The 17,198-nt window shown below is 72.1% G+C and carries 16 protein-coding genes; 6 read left to right on the top strand and 10 right to left on the bottom strand.

Annotation, left to right across the window (positions count from 1 at the left end):
• Window positions 1-8: 8 nt before the first annotated feature.
• A complete protein-coding gene (locus AB0P41_RS25505) occupies window positions 9-1,214 on the top strand; it encodes a cytochrome P450 (protein ID WP_365934360.1) in 1,206 nt (401 codons plus the stop codon).
• On the opposite strand, the gene AB0P41_RS25500 is transcribed toward AB0P41_RS25505, so the two are convergent.
• From AB0P41_RS25500 to AB0P41_RS25490, 3 genes are read right to left on the bottom strand one after another with little or no spacing between them, the layout of a single operon-like run.
• Window positions 1,197-1,583, bottom strand: a complete 387-nt coding sequence (locus tag AB0P41_RS25500) for a hypothetical protein (RefSeq protein ID WP_365934358.1) — start codon at window positions 1,581-1,583, stop codon at window positions 1,197-1,199. The genes AB0P41_RS25505 and AB0P41_RS25500 overlap by 18 nt on opposite strands.
• A 36-nt stretch (window positions 1,584-1,619) precedes the next feature.
• Window positions 1,620-3,278 (bottom strand): ABC transporter permease, encoded by a 1,659-nt coding sequence (locus tag AB0P41_RS25495; protein ID WP_365934356.1) that lies wholly within the window; start codon window positions 3,276-3,278, stop codon window positions 1,620-1,622.
• A complete protein-coding gene (locus AB0P41_RS25490) occupies window positions 3,275-4,207 on the bottom strand; it encodes an ABC transporter ATP-binding protein (RefSeq protein ID WP_365934355.1) in 933 nt (310 codons plus the stop codon). The genes AB0P41_RS25495 and AB0P41_RS25490 overlap by 4 nt, the downstream gene beginning before the upstream one ends.
• Before the next feature lie 192 nt (window positions 4,208-4,399).
• Here AB0P41_RS25490 and AB0P41_RS25485 point away from each other — a divergent pair, with 192 nt between their 5' ends.
• Window positions 4,400-4,816, top strand: coding sequence for a MarR family transcriptional regulator (locus tag AB0P41_RS25485; protein ID WP_356713926.1), 417 nt, complete (start codon window positions 4,400-4,402; stop codon window positions 4,814-4,816).
• A gap of 18 nt (window positions 4,817-4,834) precedes the next feature.
• On the opposite strand, the gene AB0P41_RS25480 is transcribed toward AB0P41_RS25485, so the two are convergent.
• The gene (locus tag AB0P41_RS25480) at window positions 4,835-5,671 is read right to left on the bottom strand and encodes a diacylglycerol kinase (protein ID WP_356713906.1); all 837 of its coding nucleotides are present in this window, start codon (window positions 5,669-5,671) and stop codon (window positions 4,835-4,837) included.
• Window positions 5,672-5,857: 186 nt separating this feature from the next.
• Between AB0P41_RS25480 and AB0P41_RS25475 the strand changes: the two genes are divergently transcribed.
• Entirely contained in the window at window positions 5,858-7,141 is a 1,284-nt protein-coding gene (locus AB0P41_RS25475; protein WP_356713905.1) for an adenylosuccinate synthase, read from the top strand.
• A gap of 73 nt (window positions 7,142-7,214) precedes the next feature.
• Here AB0P41_RS25475 and AB0P41_RS25470 read toward each other — a convergent pair whose 3' ends face one another.
• Both AB0P41_RS25470 and AB0P41_RS25465 read right to left on the bottom strand, forming a co-directional pair.
• Entirely contained in the window at window positions 7,215-7,751 is a 537-nt protein-coding gene (locus AB0P41_RS25470; protein ID WP_365934352.1) for a hypothetical protein, read from the bottom strand.
• 78 nt (window positions 7,752-7,829) lie between these two features.
• Window positions 7,830-9,368 (bottom strand): substrate-binding domain-containing protein, encoded by a 1,539-nt coding sequence (locus AB0P41_RS25465; protein WP_365934351.1) that lies wholly within the window; start codon window positions 9,366-9,368, stop codon window positions 7,830-7,832.
• 267 nt (window positions 9,369-9,635) lie between these two features.
• Here AB0P41_RS25465 and AB0P41_RS25460 point away from each other — a divergent pair, with 267 nt between their 5' ends.
• Both AB0P41_RS25460 and AB0P41_RS25455 read left to right on the top strand, forming a co-directional pair.
• On the top strand, window positions 9,636-10,529 hold the full coding sequence (locus AB0P41_RS25460; protein WP_356713902.1) for a glycoside hydrolase family 19 protein: 894 nt from the start codon (window positions 9,636-9,638) through the stop codon (window positions 10,527-10,529).
• Window positions 10,530-10,626: 97 nt separating this feature from the next.
• Window positions 10,627-11,181 carry a hypothetical protein gene (locus AB0P41_RS25455; RefSeq protein ID WP_365934348.1) on the top strand — a complete coding sequence of 185 codons (555 nt, stop codon included), beginning with the start codon at window positions 10,627-10,629 and terminating at the stop codon, window positions 11,179-11,181.
• 28 nt (window positions 11,182-11,209) lie between these two features.
• On the opposite strand, the gene dnaN is transcribed toward AB0P41_RS25455, so the two are convergent.
• A complete protein-coding gene (dnaN, locus tag AB0P41_RS25450; protein ID WP_365934346.1) occupies window positions 11,210-12,328 on the bottom strand; it encodes a DNA polymerase III subunit beta in 1,119 nt (372 codons plus the stop codon).
• Between the two features lie 365 nt (window positions 12,329-12,693).
• Between dnaN and AB0P41_RS25445 the strand changes: the two genes are divergently transcribed.
• On the top strand, window positions 12,694-14,151 hold the full coding sequence (locus AB0P41_RS25445; RefSeq protein WP_365934391.1) for a helix-turn-helix domain-containing protein: 1,458 nt from the start codon (window positions 12,694-12,696) through the stop codon (window positions 14,149-14,151).
• A 49-nt stretch (window positions 14,152-14,200) separates the two neighbouring features.
• On the opposite strand, the gene AB0P41_RS25440 is transcribed toward AB0P41_RS25445, so the two are convergent.
• The 3 genes from AB0P41_RS25440 to AB0P41_RS25430 all read right to left on the bottom strand — a co-directional run bounded on the left by AB0P41_RS25440 (window position 14,201) and on the right by AB0P41_RS25430 (window position 17,116).
• Entirely contained in the window at window positions 14,201-15,937 is a 1,737-nt protein-coding gene (locus AB0P41_RS25440) for a serine/threonine-protein kinase (RefSeq protein WP_365934345.1), read from the bottom strand.
• A 76-nt stretch (window positions 15,938-16,013) separates the two neighbouring features.
• A complete protein-coding gene (locus AB0P41_RS25435) occupies window positions 16,014-16,508 on the bottom strand; it encodes a MarR family winged helix-turn-helix transcriptional regulator (protein WP_365934344.1) in 495 nt (164 codons plus the stop codon).
• On the bottom strand, window positions 16,505-17,116 hold the full coding sequence (locus AB0P41_RS25430; protein ID WP_356713896.1) for a DJ-1/PfpI family protein: 612 nt from the start codon (window positions 17,114-17,116) through the stop codon (window positions 16,505-16,507). The genes AB0P41_RS25435 and AB0P41_RS25430 overlap by 4 nt, the downstream gene beginning before the upstream one ends.
• Window positions 17,117-17,198 lie beyond the last annotated feature (82 nt).

Below are 17,198 nucleotides of genomic sequence, written 5' to 3'. Positions count from 1 at the left end.
GTCTGCTCATGCACGTGTCCTTCGACCCCTGGTCCCCGGCGTTCGTCGCCGACCCGTACCCCGCCTACGCCGCGCTGCGCGCCACCGGCCGGGCGCACTACTTCGAGCCGACGCGGCAGTGGCTCGTCCCGCACTACTCCGATGTGTCCGGGCTGCTGCGCGACCGGCGGCTCGGACGGACCTATCTGCACCGCTTCAGTCACGACGAGTTCGGCGTCAGCGCGCCACCCGCCGCGCACGAACCGTTCCACACGCTCAACGGGCACGGGATCCTCGACCTGGAGGCCCCCGACCACACCCGGATCCGGCGGCTGGTCGCCAAGGCGTTCACGCCCCGGCGGGTCGAGGCACTCGCACCGACCGTGGAGCGGCTGGCCGCCGGGCTCGTCGACGACTTCGTCGCGGCGGGCGGCGGCGACCTGCTGAGCGCGGTCGCCGAGCCGCTGCCGGTGGCCGTCATCGCCGAGATGCTCGGTGTCCCGGAAGGGGACCGGCCTCTGCTGCGGCCCTGGTCGGCCGCGATCTGCGGAATGTTCGAGCTGAACCCGCCGGAGGAGACCGCGCGGGCCGCCGTGCGGGCGTCGGCCGAGTTCTCCGGTTATCTGCGCGAGCTGATCACCGCGCGGCGCGCCGACCCGGGGACCGATCTGATCTCCGGTCTCATCGCCGCACACGACGACGAGGACCGGCTGACCGAGCAGGAGATCATCTCCACCTGCGTGCTGCTGCTCAACGCCGGTCACGAGGCGACCGTCAACGCCACCGCCAACAGCTGGTGGATGCTCTTCCGGCACCCCGGGCAACTGGCCGCCCTGCGCGGCGACCACGGTCTGCTGCCGACGGCGGTGGAGGAACTGCTGCGCTATGACACCCCGGTGCCCATGTTCGCGCGCTGGGTCCTGGACGACATCGAGGTCGACGGAACCCTCATCCCGCGCGGTTCGCAGGTCGCGCTGCTCTTCGCGTCGGCCAACCGGGACCCGGAGCGGTTCGCCGACGCGGAGACGCTGGACCTTTCCCGGCGGGACAACCCGCACATCTCCTTCGGCGCGGGCATCCACTACTGCCTGGGCGCCCCGCTGGCCCGTCTCGAACTGACGGCTTCCTTCGCCGAGTTGCTGCGCAAGGCGCCCGGTATGCGGCTGGCCGAGGAGCCCGAGTGGAAGCCGGGTTACGTGATCCGGGGGCTGCGGGAGCTACTGGTCGAAATCTGAGGAGAGCGTGCCGGACAGTCGTACGTCGTCGGGGTCGTACGGGTTCGCCCAGGCGTGCAGGCCCCAGGTGGACACAGCGAGGACGCCCGCGGTGCACAGCGCCGCCACGAGGGCCCGGATGCGCAGCGGCCCGCGCCCGCGCAGCAGACGCAGGGTCAGCAGCCAGGTCAGCGGCGGGACCAGGGCGCCGGCGAGCAGCACGAGGGGCAGCTCCGTCCACAGGACGGAGAAGTCCCTGCCGTGCCCCTCCAGGCCGGTGCCCATGTGCAGGCCGGTGCGCCGGGACGACCCCCAGACGTACAGGGAGGTCGCCGCCCCGAGCGCCGCCGTCGCGCATCCGCCGTACCCCGCCGCGTCACGTTGCTCCATACGCGTCCAGACGTGCGCGTGCCGTGGGCCGGTTCCCTACTTGGTCTGCAGGTCACGCCTCCGGAAGCCTTGCAGTCCGAGCAGGATCAGGGCGGCGGCGATCAGCGTGAGCACCACCATGGGCGTCCAGCTCATGGGGGCCGCGGGCAGCTGGGGCACATGGCCGAAGGGTGACACGTTGTTCATCCAGTGCGGGAACCGCAGCAGCCGGCCCAGGTAGCCGACCACGAATGCGTACGCCGGTACGGCCCAGGCCGCCGACGCCGCCCGGGGCAGCCAGCCGAAGAGGACGGCCGTCACTCCGACCGTGACCCAGAGCGCCGGAGCGTACGCCAGCGCGGCCCCCACCAGCTTCAGGAGCAGCCCGGAGTCACCGGCGGACGCAGCCCCCGCGACACCGATGCCGAGCCCCGCGAGGAGCAGCATCAGTGTGCCGCCCGCCAGCGCGACGGCGAGGTGGCTGCCCGCCCAGCGGGCGCGGGACAGACCGGTCGCGAGCAGCGGCTCCGCCCGGCCCGCGTTCTCCTCGGACCTCGGCCGCAGGGCGGCCATCACCACGTACACGGCGGCGACGACGGCGAGGACCACCATGACCATCGAGGCGAAGGACTCGGCCATGGTCGTGCCGCCGATGTCCTCCAGCGCCTCCTGGAGCTGGTCGATGTTCTTCAGCATGTCGTCCGCGCTGCCGAGGATCGACCCGTACATCGCGCCCATCAGGAACAGCCCGGCGCCGAAGCCGGCGAGCACGGAGCGGTGCAGCCGCAGCGCGAAGCCCAGCGGCCGGGTCAGCGACCCGGACGCGACCGGGCTGCCGAGCCGTGCGGCGCGCAGCCCGGCCCCCACGTCCCGCCGGGTGGACAGGACGAACCCGGCGCCGGAACACAGGACGGCGAGTGCCGCGCAGAGCAGCAGCGGCCACCAGCGGTCGTCCACGTACGGATAGGTGCGCTGGACCCAGCCGATGGGGGAGAGCCAGGAGAGCGCGTCGTTGCCGCCCGCGTCACCGGCTGCCCGCAGGACGTAGGCGAGGCCGATGACCGCCATGGCCGTGCCGGAAGCGCCCCGGGTGTGCGCGGTGAGCTGGACGGTGACCGCCGCGACACCGGCGAAGACGATGCCCACGGCCGCGTGCGAGAAGCCGTAGAGCAGAGAGCCGCCGGTGTCGACGGAGTCGATGCCCATCGAGCCGAGACCGACGGCCAGCAGCAGCGCGAGCGCGAGGTTGGCGAGCACCGCGACGGACAGGGCGGCTGCCAGGTGCGCGTGCCGGCCGACGACGGTGGAGCGGACCAGCTCGGCGCGGTCGGTCTCCTCCTCCTCCCGGGTGTGGCGGGTGATGATCAGAACGCTCATGAGGCCGACGAGCACGGCCATGAAGCCGAGCATCTGATGGCCGGTCATCGCGCCGAAGGTGTAGTCGTCGAGATAGTGCTCGGGCCCTGTCATGGCCAGTCCGGCCGGGCTCTTCATGGTGGTGACGACGGAGGCGCGGTCCGCCGGGTCGGCGTACAGCGTCGTGTAGTTGCTCGCCGTGGAGGCCGTACCGGCGAACAGGGCGAGGATCCAGACGGGCAGCCGGACGCGGTCCCTGCGCAGGTCGAACCGGATCAGGGTGCGGGTGCCGGCCAGGGCGCCACCGCTCCGCGTGACGGACCGGGCGGGCGCGGGCGCCCGGGTGGTGGTGGCGGTCATCGGCCGCCTCCGTCGGGGTGGCCGCCCACGGCGAGCTCGTCACCGTAGTGGCGCAGCATGAGCTCCTCGAGGGTCGGCGGATGGCTGATCAGGCTGCGTACGCCGTATTCGGCGAGCCTGCTCACGGCTGCGGGGAGGTGGCCGCCGTCCACGTCGAACCGCACCCGGCTTCCCGGCCCCTCGTCGCCCAACTCCACGGAGTGCACCCCGGGCAGGCCGTCGAGCCCGGTGGCGGGCCGGTCCGTCTCGGCCTCGACCGACGTACGCGTCAGATGCCGCAGCTCGCTCAGCGACCCGGACTGCACGGTCCTGCCCAGCCGGACGATGCTGATCCGGTCGGCCAGTTTCTCCACCTGGGCCAGGACGTGGCTGGAGAGCAGCACGGTCCTGCCCACGGCCTTCGCCTGGAGGATCACGTCCTGGAAGACCACCTCCATCAGGGGGTCGAGGCCGGCGGTCGGCTCGTCCAGGAGCAGCAGCTCCGCGTCGGAGGCCAGCGCGGCGACGATGGCCACCTTCTGGCGGTTGCCCTTCGAGTAGGCGCGGCCCTTCTTCGTCGGGTCGAGGTCGAAGCGCTCGATCAGCTCGTCGCGGCGCCGCTTGTCGGCCCCGCCGCGCAGACGCGAGAGCAGGTCGATGGCCTCGCCGCCCGTGAGTCCGGGCCACAGCTCCACGTCGCCGGGCACGTAGGCCAGGCGCCGGTGCAGCTCCACGGCGTCGTTCCACGGGTCCTTCCCGAGCAGCTGGGCCGCGCCCGAATCGGCCCGCAGCAACCCCAGGAGGACCCGGATGGTGGTGGACTTCCCGGCGCCGTTGGGCCCGAGGAAGCCGTGTACCTCGCCGGTCTCGACGGTGAGGTCGAGGCCGTCCAGTGCGCGTGTCCGCCCGAACGACTTGTGCAGTCCGGACACGGTGATTGCCTTCGTCATGTTTCTGAAAGTACGCTGACTTCATAAAGTTGTGAAGTTAAGGAAGCGTATAAAGTTGGGGCCGTGACCGGAGAAGGGGAGGCGGCAGACGCTATGGCCAGCGGGACCGAGGCGTCCGGAAGGACGGAGATCGGCGCGGGCGGGCGTGACGAGAACGCGGTGTCCCGCTTCGTCGAGCGCTTCGCGGCCGAGATGACCGAGGCGGGGATGCAGCGGATGGCCGCGCGCGTCTTCGCGGCGCTCCTCGCGGACGACGACGGTTCCATGACCTCGGCAGACCTCGGGCGGCAGCTGCAGATCAGTCCGGCCGCCGTGTCGGGTGCGATCAACTACCTGACCCAGGTCAGCATGGTGGGCCGCGAGCGGGACCCTGGCTCGCGGCGCGACCGCTACCGCCTGCACGACGAGATCTGGTACACCACCTTCGCCAACCGCGACCAGGTGCTGACCCGCTGGGAGCGCACCCTGAAGGACGGTGCGCGCTCCCTCGGTGAGGACACCCCGGCGGGGGCGCGCCTCGCGGAGACCGCGGAGTTCTTCGAGTTCATGCAGACGGAGCTGGTCGGCCTCCTGGAGCGGTGGCGCGAGAGCCGCAAGCCGTCGGCCTGAGGCCCTGGCGCCCGGCCCTCAGGCCCCCGCCGCGGGGAGCACCAGCCCCCAGGCCCCTGCGCGTACGGTCCATGTGCGGGTCCTGACCGGACCCGCGATCTGTATGTCCGCCCGGTAGCGGAAGTCGGGCCCGGAGACCGTGACCGCCTTGGCCTCCGCCGTGCGGGCCGTGCCGGAGGCCGTGCGGATCACCACGTCGGCGAGGCCTCCGTCGCCCTGGGCGGTCACCGAGACGCCCTCGACCGGCCGGTCCAGGTCGTGCAGCAGGACACCGTCGGCCTCGACCCTCAGCCGATGGGGGCGGGAGGGGTTCGCGGACGAGGCCGGGGCGGGGCGGACCAGCGAGGCGACCAGGGACCGGCAGGTGTCCCACACCGTGTGGGACGAACCCGGTGAGGGCCAGGCCGCGGGGATGCGCAGCTCGCCGAGGACGACGCCGTCACTGTCGTCGACGAGCAGGTCCAGCCGGCGCGCGGTGCCGTCGAGCGCCGTGCGGGCCGCCGCCACGGCGCCCCTGGGCACGCCGAGCGCGTAGCTGAGCTCCAGGGTGTGCGCGGCGCCGACCGGGATCAGGGAGAGCGTGCTGTCCGCCAGCTCCCTCTCCCGGTGGAGCTGGGACACGGCGCGCAGCAGCGCGTGGTCGTCGCCGACGACGACCGGACGCCTGGAGCCCCGCCGGTGCAGGGCTCTGGCGAATTCGTCGGGGCCGTCCGCGAAGCAGATCTTGGCGTGCGCGCCGGCGCTCAGCACGTCCTTCGCGATGCGCACGGACTCGCCGTCGTAGCGGCGGGCAAGGGGGTCGATGAGCACGAGTAGCTGGTGGTCGCCGTCGCCGGGGGGCTCTGCAGCCGACACCTCGGTCCTTCCTCGGGTAGCATCTTGGTGCAAGAGCCCCTTGCGCTATTGCGCCAGGGGCTTCGTCTATTCCGGGGCACCCGGTTCGACGGCTCAGGCTTTGCCGTACATCGTCGTGCGGCAGGTACGACCTTTACGTACGCCCCCTGACCTTGGACATGCCCCGCCCGGAAGGGGTGTACGCCTGTGCCCGCACTTGTGCTGCTCGGTGCTCAGTGGGGTGACGAGGGCAAGGGGAAGGCCACCGACCTCCTCGGTGGATCCGTTGACTATGTGGTGCGCTACCAGGGCGGCAACAATGCCGGCCACACGGTCGTCGTAGGCGACCAGAAGTACGCACTGCATCTCCTCCCCTCCGGAATCCTTTCGCCGGGGTGTACCCCGGTCATCGGTAACGGTGTCGTCGTCGACCCGGCGGTCCTGCTCTCCGAGCTGAGCGGTCTGAACGAGCGAGGCGTCGACACGTCCAAGCTCCTGATCAGCGGCAACGCTCATTTGATCACTCCCTACAACGTCACCGTCGACAAGGTGACGGAACGCTTCCTCGGTAAGCGCAAGATCGGCACGACCGGGCGCGGTATCGGCCCGACGTACGCCGACAAGATCAACCGTGTGGGCATCCGCGTCCAGGACCTCTACGACGAGTCGATCCTGGAGCAGAAGGTCGAGGCGGCCCTGGAGCAGAAGAACCAGCTCCTCGCCAAGGTCTTCAACCGGCGCGCGATCGAGGCCGACAAGATCGTCGAGGAGATGCTCCAGTACGCGGAGCAGATCAAGCCGTACGTCGCCGACACGACGCTGATCCTGAACGACGCCATCGACGAGGGCAAGGTCGTCCTCTTCGAGGGCGGTCAGGGCACTCTGCTGGACGTCGACCACGGCACGTACCCCTTCGTCACCTCGTCGAACCCGACCGCGGGCGGCGCCTGCACCGGTTCCGGCGTGGGCCCGACGAAGATCAGCCGGGTCATCGGCATCCTCAAGGCCTACACCACCCGCGTCGGTGCCGGTCCCTTCCCGACCGAACTTCTCGACGAGGACGGCGAGGCGCTGCGCCGGATCGGCGGTGAGCGCGGTGTCACCACCGGCCGTGACCGCCGCTGCGGCTGGTTCGACGCCCCGATCGCGCGGTACGCGACCCGGGTCAACGGCCTCACCGACTTCTTCCTCACCAAGCTGGACGTGCTGACCGGCTGGGAGCAGATCCCGGTGTGCGTGGCGTACGAGATCGACGGCAAGCGCGTCGAGGAGCTCCCGTACAGCCAGACCGACTTCCACCACGCGAAGCCGGTCTACGAGATGCTGCCGGGCTGGTCCGAGGACATCACGAAGGCCAAGACCTTCGGCGACCTGCCGAAGAACGCGCAGGCCTACGTGAAGGCGCTGGAGGAGATGTCCGGCGCCCCGATCTCCGCGATCGGTGTCGGCCCCGGCCGTACCGAGACCATCGAGATCAACTCCTTCCTGTAGGGGATCTCAGCACGACGGCCGGGCCTTCCTCCGTGGAAGGCCCGGCCGTCGCCGTTGACCGGGGCGGATGCCGTCAGGGGAGCTGGCGGAGGAACGCGACCACGAACAGCGCCCCGGCGGCGGAGCAGACGAGTACCGCCGGCAGCACCCAGCCGGGCCTGCGCTCCCCGCGCAGCGGCGCCGTCAGCCGCTTCTGCAACCGGGCGACGCCACAGAGCGCGGCGACGGCGGCCACGGCGCAGGGGACGGCGACGGCGAAGTGCGCGAGCCAGGCCCCCGCCTTGCTCGGGCCGCCCCAGGAGTGGTCGTAGGGGCCCTGGTCCACGAACCCGTAGAACAGCCCGCGGGCCATGGCCATCAGGAGCACGCCGGTCAGGACCAGGGAGAGCGCGCCCAGCAGCACGGTCGCCACGGCGTGGCCGGCTGCCCGCACGGCTCCCGGGCGCGGTGTGCCGGGTCCCGCGCCGGCCCGCAGCAGGGAGCGCGCGGACCCGCCGCGGCCCGCGGCGGCCGCGGTGAGTGCCGCCGCCCCGCGGGGGAGCAGGGTGGCCGCGTCCCAGGCGCTGAGCGCGACACGGCGTGCGGTGAGGGTGATCCGTCGGGTGGTCATGGGCGCGGATGCTAGGAACGGGTCCGGCCGCGCCACCAGATACCAGGGTGCTGCCCCGGCCCCCTACTCCGGTACGGCTCAGCCCTTCCCGCAGAGCCGCATCCCCTTCGGGGTCGCGCAGGGCAGATGGCCGTTGGTGCGCATGATCTCCTCGCCGTAGTTGTCGAGGTAGTTCAGGAATCCGGCCACCAGGGACTCCGCGGGGGGTGATCCGTAGGTGTACGCGTACTCGATCTCCTGGTACGGGTAGCTGCCGGCGCCGATCGTGTCGACGGACGGGGTGGTGCCGTCGATGGCCGTCCGGTGGGCCCCGTCGGGGACTTCGCCGTTCCGCAGTTCGGTGTAGCCGATCGCGCCGTCCAGCTCGGCGACCTCGGACAGGACCTGGTCCGTGCCGTCGAGTTCGCAGCGCATGACCGGGGCGTCGGCGTAGTCCTTGGTGGTGCAGTCGCGCGAGGACGTGGCGAGCTCGTTGGTCTGCAGGACGCGGCGCTGGAAGACCTCGCGGGTGCCGGAGTTGGCGTCCCGGCTGACGAGGCGGATCTCCAGGTCGGGGCCGCCCTCGACGATCTCGTTCCAGTTGCGGATCTCGCCGCGGTAGATCCGTCTGATCTGGTCGAGGGACAGATTCTTCACCGGCACCGTGTCGTTGACGACGAGGGAGAACAGCGAGATCGCGACCGGCTTCCCGTGCAGCTTGGTGAGAGCGGCCGGCCGAGGGCCGTCGGACAGCGCGATCATGGCGGGCGAACCGGCCTGTCCCGCCTGCGCCCCCAGGGCGTCGAGCTTCCGCACCCCGGCGTTGCTGCCATGGATGTCGAGGCGGACCTCGGCGCCCTCGCACTCGTCCTCGTACTTCTCCTCCAGCTCCTCCAGGACCGGCTTGAACGCGGTGGAGCCGGTGACCGTGAGGGTGCCGACGGCGCAGTCCATCGGGGGCGGGGAGTCGTCCCGTACGACGATGATGCCGGCGAGGGCGATGACACAGGCGGTGAGGGCCACGGTGATGAGCCTGGCCCCCCGGCCGAAGATCGGGGGCTTCTCGTCGGGGCGGGCCGCCTTGTTCCGCTCCACCTTTCCGTCCCGGATGCTCCCGGTGACGGTGATCGGGCCGCCCACGTTCGAGCCCGTGAGCAGCACCAGGAGCTTGAAGTGCTCGTTGCGGTTGAGCGGGACGCGCGGCAGCCAGATGAGGGAGCCGCTGTGCTGGACGGCGTCGTCCGGGGTGAAGGTGTCCATCAGATGGTCGGCGCCCGGCGCATGGGTCACGGCGATACCGCGTACGGTGCGGCCCGAGAACTCGACGGTGAGGCCGGGGTGCACGGCGCGCTGGGGGTAGTCGTCCTCGCCGATCGACTGCGAGCCGTCGTTCTCGATGCGGAGCAGGACAAGGGTGGCGTCGGCCATGCCCGGGGTCTCGTTGAAGAGGCCGACCCGCACGTTGACCCGGCCCTGGCTGACTCCGCTGCCTATCGGGGTGTCCATCTGCACGCGGTAGCCGATGCGCTTGCGGCGCGGGACACGCCGCTCGTACCAGAGCACACCGGCCGAGGTCAGGATGCCCAGCAGTGCGGTGAGCACGGCGACGACGTTCTCGGGGGTGAACAACGAATCCATGTTGCTCGCGCTCCCTCGTGGGTGCGGGGTGCCGGACGGCGTCACCGTACGGCCGGGGGCCGTGGGGTAGGGGAGCCTCCGGATTCCTTCCGGTGAAGTTCGTCTTTTGTTCAACAAGCCCGCTTCGCAGTGGAGTTGGACGGCCCGGGTCGACCCGGCGAGTTCTGGTCTAGACCTTGACAGGTCCAGACCATCGGCGCTTGAGTGGCCCCAACCCCCCATGGCGGCGCTCGCTCACCGCGGGCGCCGCGCCGAAGGAGTGATCACGTGGCCAAACGTGTCATGAGCCTGATCGCCGCGCTGGGCGCGGTCATCGCGACGTTCGTCTTCCTCCCCGCCTCCACGGCGTCGGCCGCCGCCTGCGCCCCGGCCTGGAGCGCCTCCTCCGTCTACACGGGCGGCGGATCGGCCTCCTACGGCGGGCACAACTGGTCCGCGAAGTGGTGGACCCAGAACGAGCGGCCCGGTACGGCCGACGTCTGGGCCGACCAGGGTAGTTGCGGATCCGGCGGCAGTACGGACCCGGAGGAGCCGGCCCCCTCCGGCTTCGTCGTGAGCGAGTCCCAGTTCAACCAGATGTTCCCGAACCGGAACTCCTTCTACACCTACAGCGGTCTCACCGCGGCCCTGAGTGCCTACCCCGGCTTCGCCAACACCGGCAGCGACGCGGTCAAGAAGCAGGAGGCGGCGGCGTTCCTCGCCAACGTCAGCCATGAGACCGGTGGCCTGGTGCACATCGTCGAGCAGAACACCGCGAACTACCCGCACTACTGCGACACCAGCCAGTCCTACGGCTGCCCGGCCGGTCAGGCCGCCTACTACGGCCGTGGGCCGATCCAGCTCAGCTGGAACTTCAACTACAAGGCCGCCGGTGACGCGCTCGGCATCGACCTGCTGGGCAATCCCTGGCAGGTGGAGCAGAACGCGGCCATCGCCTGGAAGACCGGTCTCTGGTACTGGAACACCCAGTCCGGCCCCGGCACCATGACCCCGCACAACGCCATCGTCAACGGCGCCGGATTCGGCGAGACGATCCGTTCGATCAACGGCAGCATCGAGTGCAACGGCGGCAACCCCGCCCAGGTGCAGAGCCGCATCGACAAGTACCGGGCGTTCGTGCAGATCCTCGGCACCACACCCGGCTCGAACCTGAGCTGCTGAACCCGGCCCCACCCCGGGGAGCGGGGGCGTGTCCGGCGGCGGCCGGGCACGCCCCCGATTCGTGCCCCGGGGTGGGCGGTTGGCAGGATCACCGACCATGGACACGGACAGCGGCGCCACGGACAGCGGCGCCACGGACAGCGGCGCCACGGACAGCGGCGCCACGGACAGCGACGCCACACCTCCCACGACCACCGAGGGCCGGCTCACCCTGATCGACAGCGTTCTCGCCCTGCCGTACCCGGCCGGGGAGGAGAGCGAGGACAACGGCGTGCGCAGCAGCGGGCCCGGACACCACCTGCTGATCCTGCGGGCGAGCCAGGACTTCTGGGACGACCGGTCACCCGAGCGCGTCGAACCCGCCGAGCAGGAGATCGAGAACGAGTTCAGTGCCCTGGCGACCGCGCTGAGCGGGCGGTGGGGCGAGCCGGAGACCGTCGACCTCTGGCCGTATCTGGAGGGGGACGAGGACGGCGTGCGCGCCGCCGTTCCCGAGCCGATGGGGCAGCTCTGCAATCTGGCGGGCAGCATGCAGGTCTGGCGTGTGCCCGGCGGCACGCGGTGGCTCGGTCTCGCCGTGGGGCAGGCCGATCCGGAATTCCCCATCTGGCTGCTGGCCGCCGTGGGGGAGACGGCGTTCCTCCCGGGGTGAGCGGCGGGCGTCGCTGTGGCCTGCCCCGTCAGAGCAGCGCCGGTTTCACGGACATCAGCAGGTGCTGGTGCGTGGCCGCCCCGGTGCCCTCACCTCCGGTGAGCATGGCGCGCTGTCCCGGCCCCATCAGCTCCATCCGGACGGTCGCGTCCTCGAAGGAGGACAGGGCGTCCATCAGATACACGGGGTTGAAGGCCACCGTCATCTCCGCGTCACAGGGGGAGGCCGTCGGCAGCCGCTGCGAGGCCACGTCGTCCTCGAACCCCGCCTGCAGCAGCACCGATCCCTCCGGGCCGGCGGAGAAGGACATCTGGAGCGGACTGCCGCCGTCCGCGACCACGGAGACCCGCCTGACGGCCTCCACCAGGCGAACCCGGTCCAGCACCACGACTGCGGGGTCCGCCAGCGCGAACAGCTTGTCGTGACGCGGCAGTCTGCCGTCCAGCAGGCGCACCGTCGTACGCGTACCGGCGTGCTGGAATCCGACCGAACCCCCGTCCACGGCCACATCGACCTGCCCGGACCTGCCGAGCGACCGGGCGATCTCGGCCAGCCGGCGGGCCGACACCACGACATCGGCCGTCACGTCGGGCGCGGTCGCCTCGAACGGCAGGGTGCGCACCGCGAAGCGGTACCGGTCCGTCGCCGCCAGGGTCATCGTGGAGCCGTCGAGCCCGAGGCGGATACCGGTGAGCGTCGGCAGGGTGTCGTCGCGCCCCGAGGCCACCGCGACCTGCGCCACCGCCGAGGCGAACTCCCCGGCGTCCACCGCTCCGCGCACCTCCGGAAGGGGCGGCAGGGCGGGATGGTCGTCGAGGGGCAGGAGCGAGAGACCGAAGCGGGAGCCGTCTCCCGTGACCGTGAAGCGGGAACCCTCCACGGCGCACTCCACGGGCCCTTCGGGCAGCACCTTGCAGATGTCGAGCAGCCGCCGCCCCATGACCAGGGCCTTCCCCGGCCGGACGGTGTGCGCCTCCGTCTCGACGTGTACGGAGGCCTCGAAGTCCAGCCCGGACACGAGGAGTCGGCCGGTGTCCGCTTCGAGGAGGAGCCCGCCGAGGACGGGAACGGGGGAACGCGCGGGCAGCACCCGAACCGCCCGGGAGACGGCATCGGTCAGCGCACCACGTTCCATGCGGAATTCCACAGCAGGGGCCCTCTCCGGCGTACGACACGGTCGAGAACCACGCTAGGCGGCACCACTGACAGTCGCCGCGGACCGACGACAGCGACCACCCCCGTGAGCCGCTGCCGCCGTGCCGTCCGGACGTCCCCCGACGTCCTCAGGCCCCCGGATCCGGGACGTCCTGACGTCCCCCGACGTCCCCCGAACGTCCCGGAACACGCTGGGGACTTTAGGTGGGCGGGACGGCACGCGGGGAGATTCAGATCGCACTGCGTGGCCTCCGACGGGTATCAAACCGCACAGCCGGACCGGTACTCTGCACTCCGGTTTCGGGGAGGAACGGAGGACACGTGCGTGCGCGTGAACGGGCCGACGACATACTGCTGATGTACCGGCTGGCGCGGACCGGCGGGTCGCCGGAGCTGCTGCGCAGGCTGGCCCAGCGGGCCGAGGGCTGGGCCGGGATCCTGGACGGGGCCGGCACGGTGCTCCAGGCCGTCGCCGGGAACGTCCGCTGGCCCGGACACGAAGCCGCCGGACTCGCCGCCCGTGCGGCGCGGGAACTGACGGCCCGGGGCGCCGGTTCGTACGCCCTCGACACCGACGAGTGCTCCGCGCTGCTGCTTCCCCTCGACCGGACGCCCGAAACCGACGGCGCGGTCCTCGCCCTCGTCGCGCCCAAGCCGCTGCCCGGCGGGCTGACCACGCTCATGGCCGACGCGGTGATGCCGCTGGCGCTGTCCTGGGCGTCGGAGAGCGTCGAACGCAAACGACGGCGGGTGGACCTCGCCGAGTCCCGGGGCCGCGAGGCCGTGCTGCATCTGCTGATGACGGGCCAGCTCTCCATCGCCCATCAGGTGGCGGGCGCCCTGCGGCCGAAACTCCCCGATCCCGTACGCGTCTGCGTCGTCGAGTGCTCCGGCGGACAGCGGGACGAGGTGGCCCGGATCTGTACGGACGTCTCCGGCGGCCGTACCTGGATCGTGCGCTGCCCGGTCTACGCCCGGCACCTGATCCTCATCGCGCCGGCGGACGAGGAGGCGGACGAGGAAGGGCCGGAGAGCGGGCGCGCACTCGGGCCGGCCGTCGCCGGACTCGTGGACGACTGTGTCGTGGGCGTCAGCGAGGAAGTGCGGCTGCCCGACACGGCGACCGCCTACCAGCAGGCCTTCCACGCCCTCGCCGTCGCCCGTGGGCTCCCCGGACGCCACGCCCGGTTCGGCGCCGCCCCGGAGCCCGCGCTGGTGGCCGGCGCCGCCGGCGCGCGGTGGGCCGACGCCCTGCTCGCACCCCTCCTCGCGCATCTGCCGCGCCGTTCGCAGGACCCCGGCAGCCAGGAGCTGTCGGCGACCGTGGCGTCCTGGCTGGCCTTCTCCTCCCACGCCACCCAGCACCTGAAGATCCACCGCAACACCCTGGCCGCCCGCCTGAAGCTCGTCGGTGAACTCCTCGGCATGGACCTGAACCGGGTGTCGGACCAGTCCGCCGTCGACCTGGCGCTGCGGATCAGGGCCACTCCGGCCCTGCGCCGCTCCGCCCCCGGTGGCTCCGCGGCGCCCGAGGACCTCGACACGGTCCTGCGCGCCCCCGCAGTCCAGGACTGGGCCGCCCAGCAACTGCGGATCATCGCCCAGGCCGGACCGATGGCCGAGGAGACCCTGCGCACGTGGCTGCGCTGCGAGGCCCAACTCAGTCCGACAGCCGTCGAACTGGGCATCTCCGTGCCCGGTGCGCGCAAGCGACTCACCCGGCTCCAGGCGTTGTTGTGCCGGTCGCTGCTGCAGACGCCCAGCGCGCGGTACGACCTGTGGCTCGCGTTCCGGGCGGTCGACCTCGCGGCGTGAGCCGGGCCGGGGTCCCACGGCGTGAGCCGGGCCCCCGGGCTCGTACCGCTCAGCCTGTTCTCGTGTACGTCAGGCTCTGGCCGGTGGCGGTGATCTCGCGGCGCAGGGAGCCGTCGGGCAGCAGCGTCAGGACGGTGGGCTCCCCCGGGGTGCACGACGACCGGGGTTCGCCCTCGGTGACCCGGGAAGGGCCGATACGGACGGGCCCGCCGGGGGCGGGCTCGCTCGCCAGGCCGGCCTGGAACACGCAGCGGTAGGAGCCACCGGTGTCGAGCGGGCCCTCGGCCGTGAGGGACAGCACCGTGTCCCCCACGTCGCCCTGTCGCACGACGAGTTGCCGGGTGGACGCTCCCACGTCGCCCTCGACGGTCCCGGACCAGGTGCCCAGGAATCCGGCCGGGACGGTGCCGTCGTCGCCCGTGCCGTCCGGGTCCGTGCCGTCGGTGTTCGTGTCGTCGGAGCTCTCGCCGTCCGGGCCCTTGCCGCCCGAGCTCCCGGTGGAGCCGTCGTCTGACGGGGAGGCGCTGCCGGTCGCGGACACCGTGGGGTCGCCGTCCCCGCTCCGCATGAAGGCGTAGACCCCCCAGCCTGTTCCCACCGCTACGATCAGGGCGACGGCCAGCAGCAGCAGCGTGGAGCCCGCCCCGCGGCGCTCGGGTGCGGGCGGCGGGGAGCCGGCCGGCGGATTGATCCCGTATCCGTAGGCGGGGGCGGGCTGCTGCGGGTAGCCGTACGACGCCGGCTGCGGCACCGGGGCGGGCGGCCCGACCACCGTGGCAGGCACGTACGGGGCGCCAAGAGGCCGTGCCGGCGCGGGCGGCGCCGTCCGCGGGCCCTCCACGGGGCCGCTCTCCTCCGGGTCCTCGGAATCCAGCAGCTCCACCGCGTGCCGGCCCAGCTGGGCGATCAGCGCGCCCGGAAGCCACGGCTCCGCCGTGTCCGTGTCGCCGAGCCGCTCCAGGACGCTGTCCGTGGAGGGCCGCGCGGCCGGGTCCTTCGCCAGACAGTCCCGGATGAGCTCGACCAGGTCGACGGGTACGCCGGTGAGGTCGGGATCCTCCTGCGCGATCCGGTACATCAGCGCGTGGGCCCCGCTGTCCGCCACACCGAACGGCAGCCGTCCGGTGGCCGCGTACGCCAGCACGGAGCCGAGGCAGAACACATCGCACGCGGGCGTCACCCGCTCGCCCCGCACCTGCTCGGGCGACATGAATCCGGGGGAGCCGATCATCGCGCCGGTGCGGGTGAGGCCGCCGTCGGCGACGGTCTCCAGGGCCCGGGCGATCCCGAAGTCGATGACCCGGGGGCCGTCGATCGTCATCAGGACGTTGGACGGCTTCAGGTCACGGTGGATCAGCCCGGCGCCGTGGATGTCCTGGAGGGCCCCCGCGAGCCCGGCGCCCAGGATGCGTACGGAGCGCTCGGGGAGGGGGCCGTACGCCCCGGATTCGGCCACACGGGCGCCCGGAAGGCCCGAGACGACGCGGTGGAGCGAGGGGCCCGCGACGTAACCGGTGGCCACCCACGGAACCGCGGCGTCCACTCCGGCGTCGAGCACCGGCGCGGTCCAGGAACCGCCGACCCGCCGGGCGGCCTGCACCTCCGCGCGGAACCGGTCGCGGAAGTGCTGCAGTTCGGCGAGCTCGGGGCGTACCAGTTTGAGTGCGACGGTGCGGCCCCGGTCCGAGCGGGCCAGGAACACCTGGCCCATCCCGCCGACGCCGAGGCGGCCCAGCAGGCGGTAGCCGCCGACGCGTTGCGGATCGCCGGAGCCCAGCTTCTCCATGGTGCGCTTCCTCCCCCGTACGGCCATGGCGGACCGTGGGTCGAGAATAGCGGCGCGGGTGCCCGGGGACCGCCCTTCAGCCCCCGGACGGTGCCCGCTGCTGTGCGGCCGGGGACGACAGCGTGTCCATGGCGTCGGAGAGCCGCTCCAGCACCTGGACGGTCCGTGCGAACTCCTCCTCGCCCAGCGCACCGGCCAGCCGCGCCGCGAACTCCGCGTGGGCGGGGATGATCCGGCTCACCGCCGTCCGGCCCTCCTCGGTGGGCCGGAGCAGCTTGGCCCTCCGGTGGGCCGGGTTCGGGACGTATTCGGCGAGACCCCGGTCGACCAGCAGGTCGGCGATCCGCTGCACGCTCTGCCGGGTGATCCCCATCGCGCGGGCGATCCCCGACACGGGAAGCGGCTCGGTCAGGACCGCGCCGAGGACCTGCCACCGGGCCGCCGTGAGCCCGGCGGGCCCGGCCAGCTCCTCGGCGACGGACAGGAACCGGCCGTTGAGCCGGAACACCCCGATCGCGGTGCGGCTGAGCAGCGAGGGGTCGTCGGCCTTCCCGTCCGCCGTACCGCTCATTTGTTCAGCTCCTCGTAGGCGCTCGCGTCCGAGTCGTGGAAGAGCCGGTACCAGGCGTCCAGCTGCTTCGGCCCGAACACCCCGAGCAGCCCGAAGATCTCGCGGGCGAAGGCGACCGGCTCGGTCGGCCCCGCCGTGACGAGAGCGCCGCGGGACGCCCCGCCGCCGTCCGTCACCGCGTCGGCCTCCACGTAGTGCGCGCCGCCCGCGTATCCCGTGGCGGCGAGATAGAAGGAGACGGCGCTCGTGTGCGAGCGGTCGTCGAGCAGCCCCTCGCGGGCCAGCCCCGCGGTCGCCCCGCAGATGGCCGCCACGGGCACACCGGCGTCCAGGAAGTCCCGTGCCGCGCGGGCGAAGGGGGCGAGCGCGTCGCCGGTGTCCCAGAGCGAGGCGCCGGTGAGGATCAGCAGCTCGCTGTCGCCGGGCGCCAGGCCGTCGAGCGTCAGGTCGGGCTGGACGCGCATCCCGCCCATGGTGGTGACGGGCGCGGTGGTGAGGCCGACGGTCCGCACGGTGTGGCCGTGGTCGGTGAGCTGGGCCGTGGCGAAGCCCGGCTCCCAGTCGGCGAAGGTGTCGTAGACGGCCAGGTGGACGCTCTTGCCGGTCATGGTGACCTCCATCGAGGAAAGACGGATGCCTTGTTCAGCTCCATGACAGAAGGCTGTCATGACGACAGTATGCTGTCAATGG

Source organism: Streptomyces sp. NPDC079167, assembly GCF_040686735.1.
Classification (GTDB): domain Bacteria; phylum Actinomycetota; class Actinomycetes; order Streptomycetales; family Streptomycetaceae; genus Streptomyces.
This window is presented reverse-complemented; position numbering and strand designations above follow the sequence as displayed.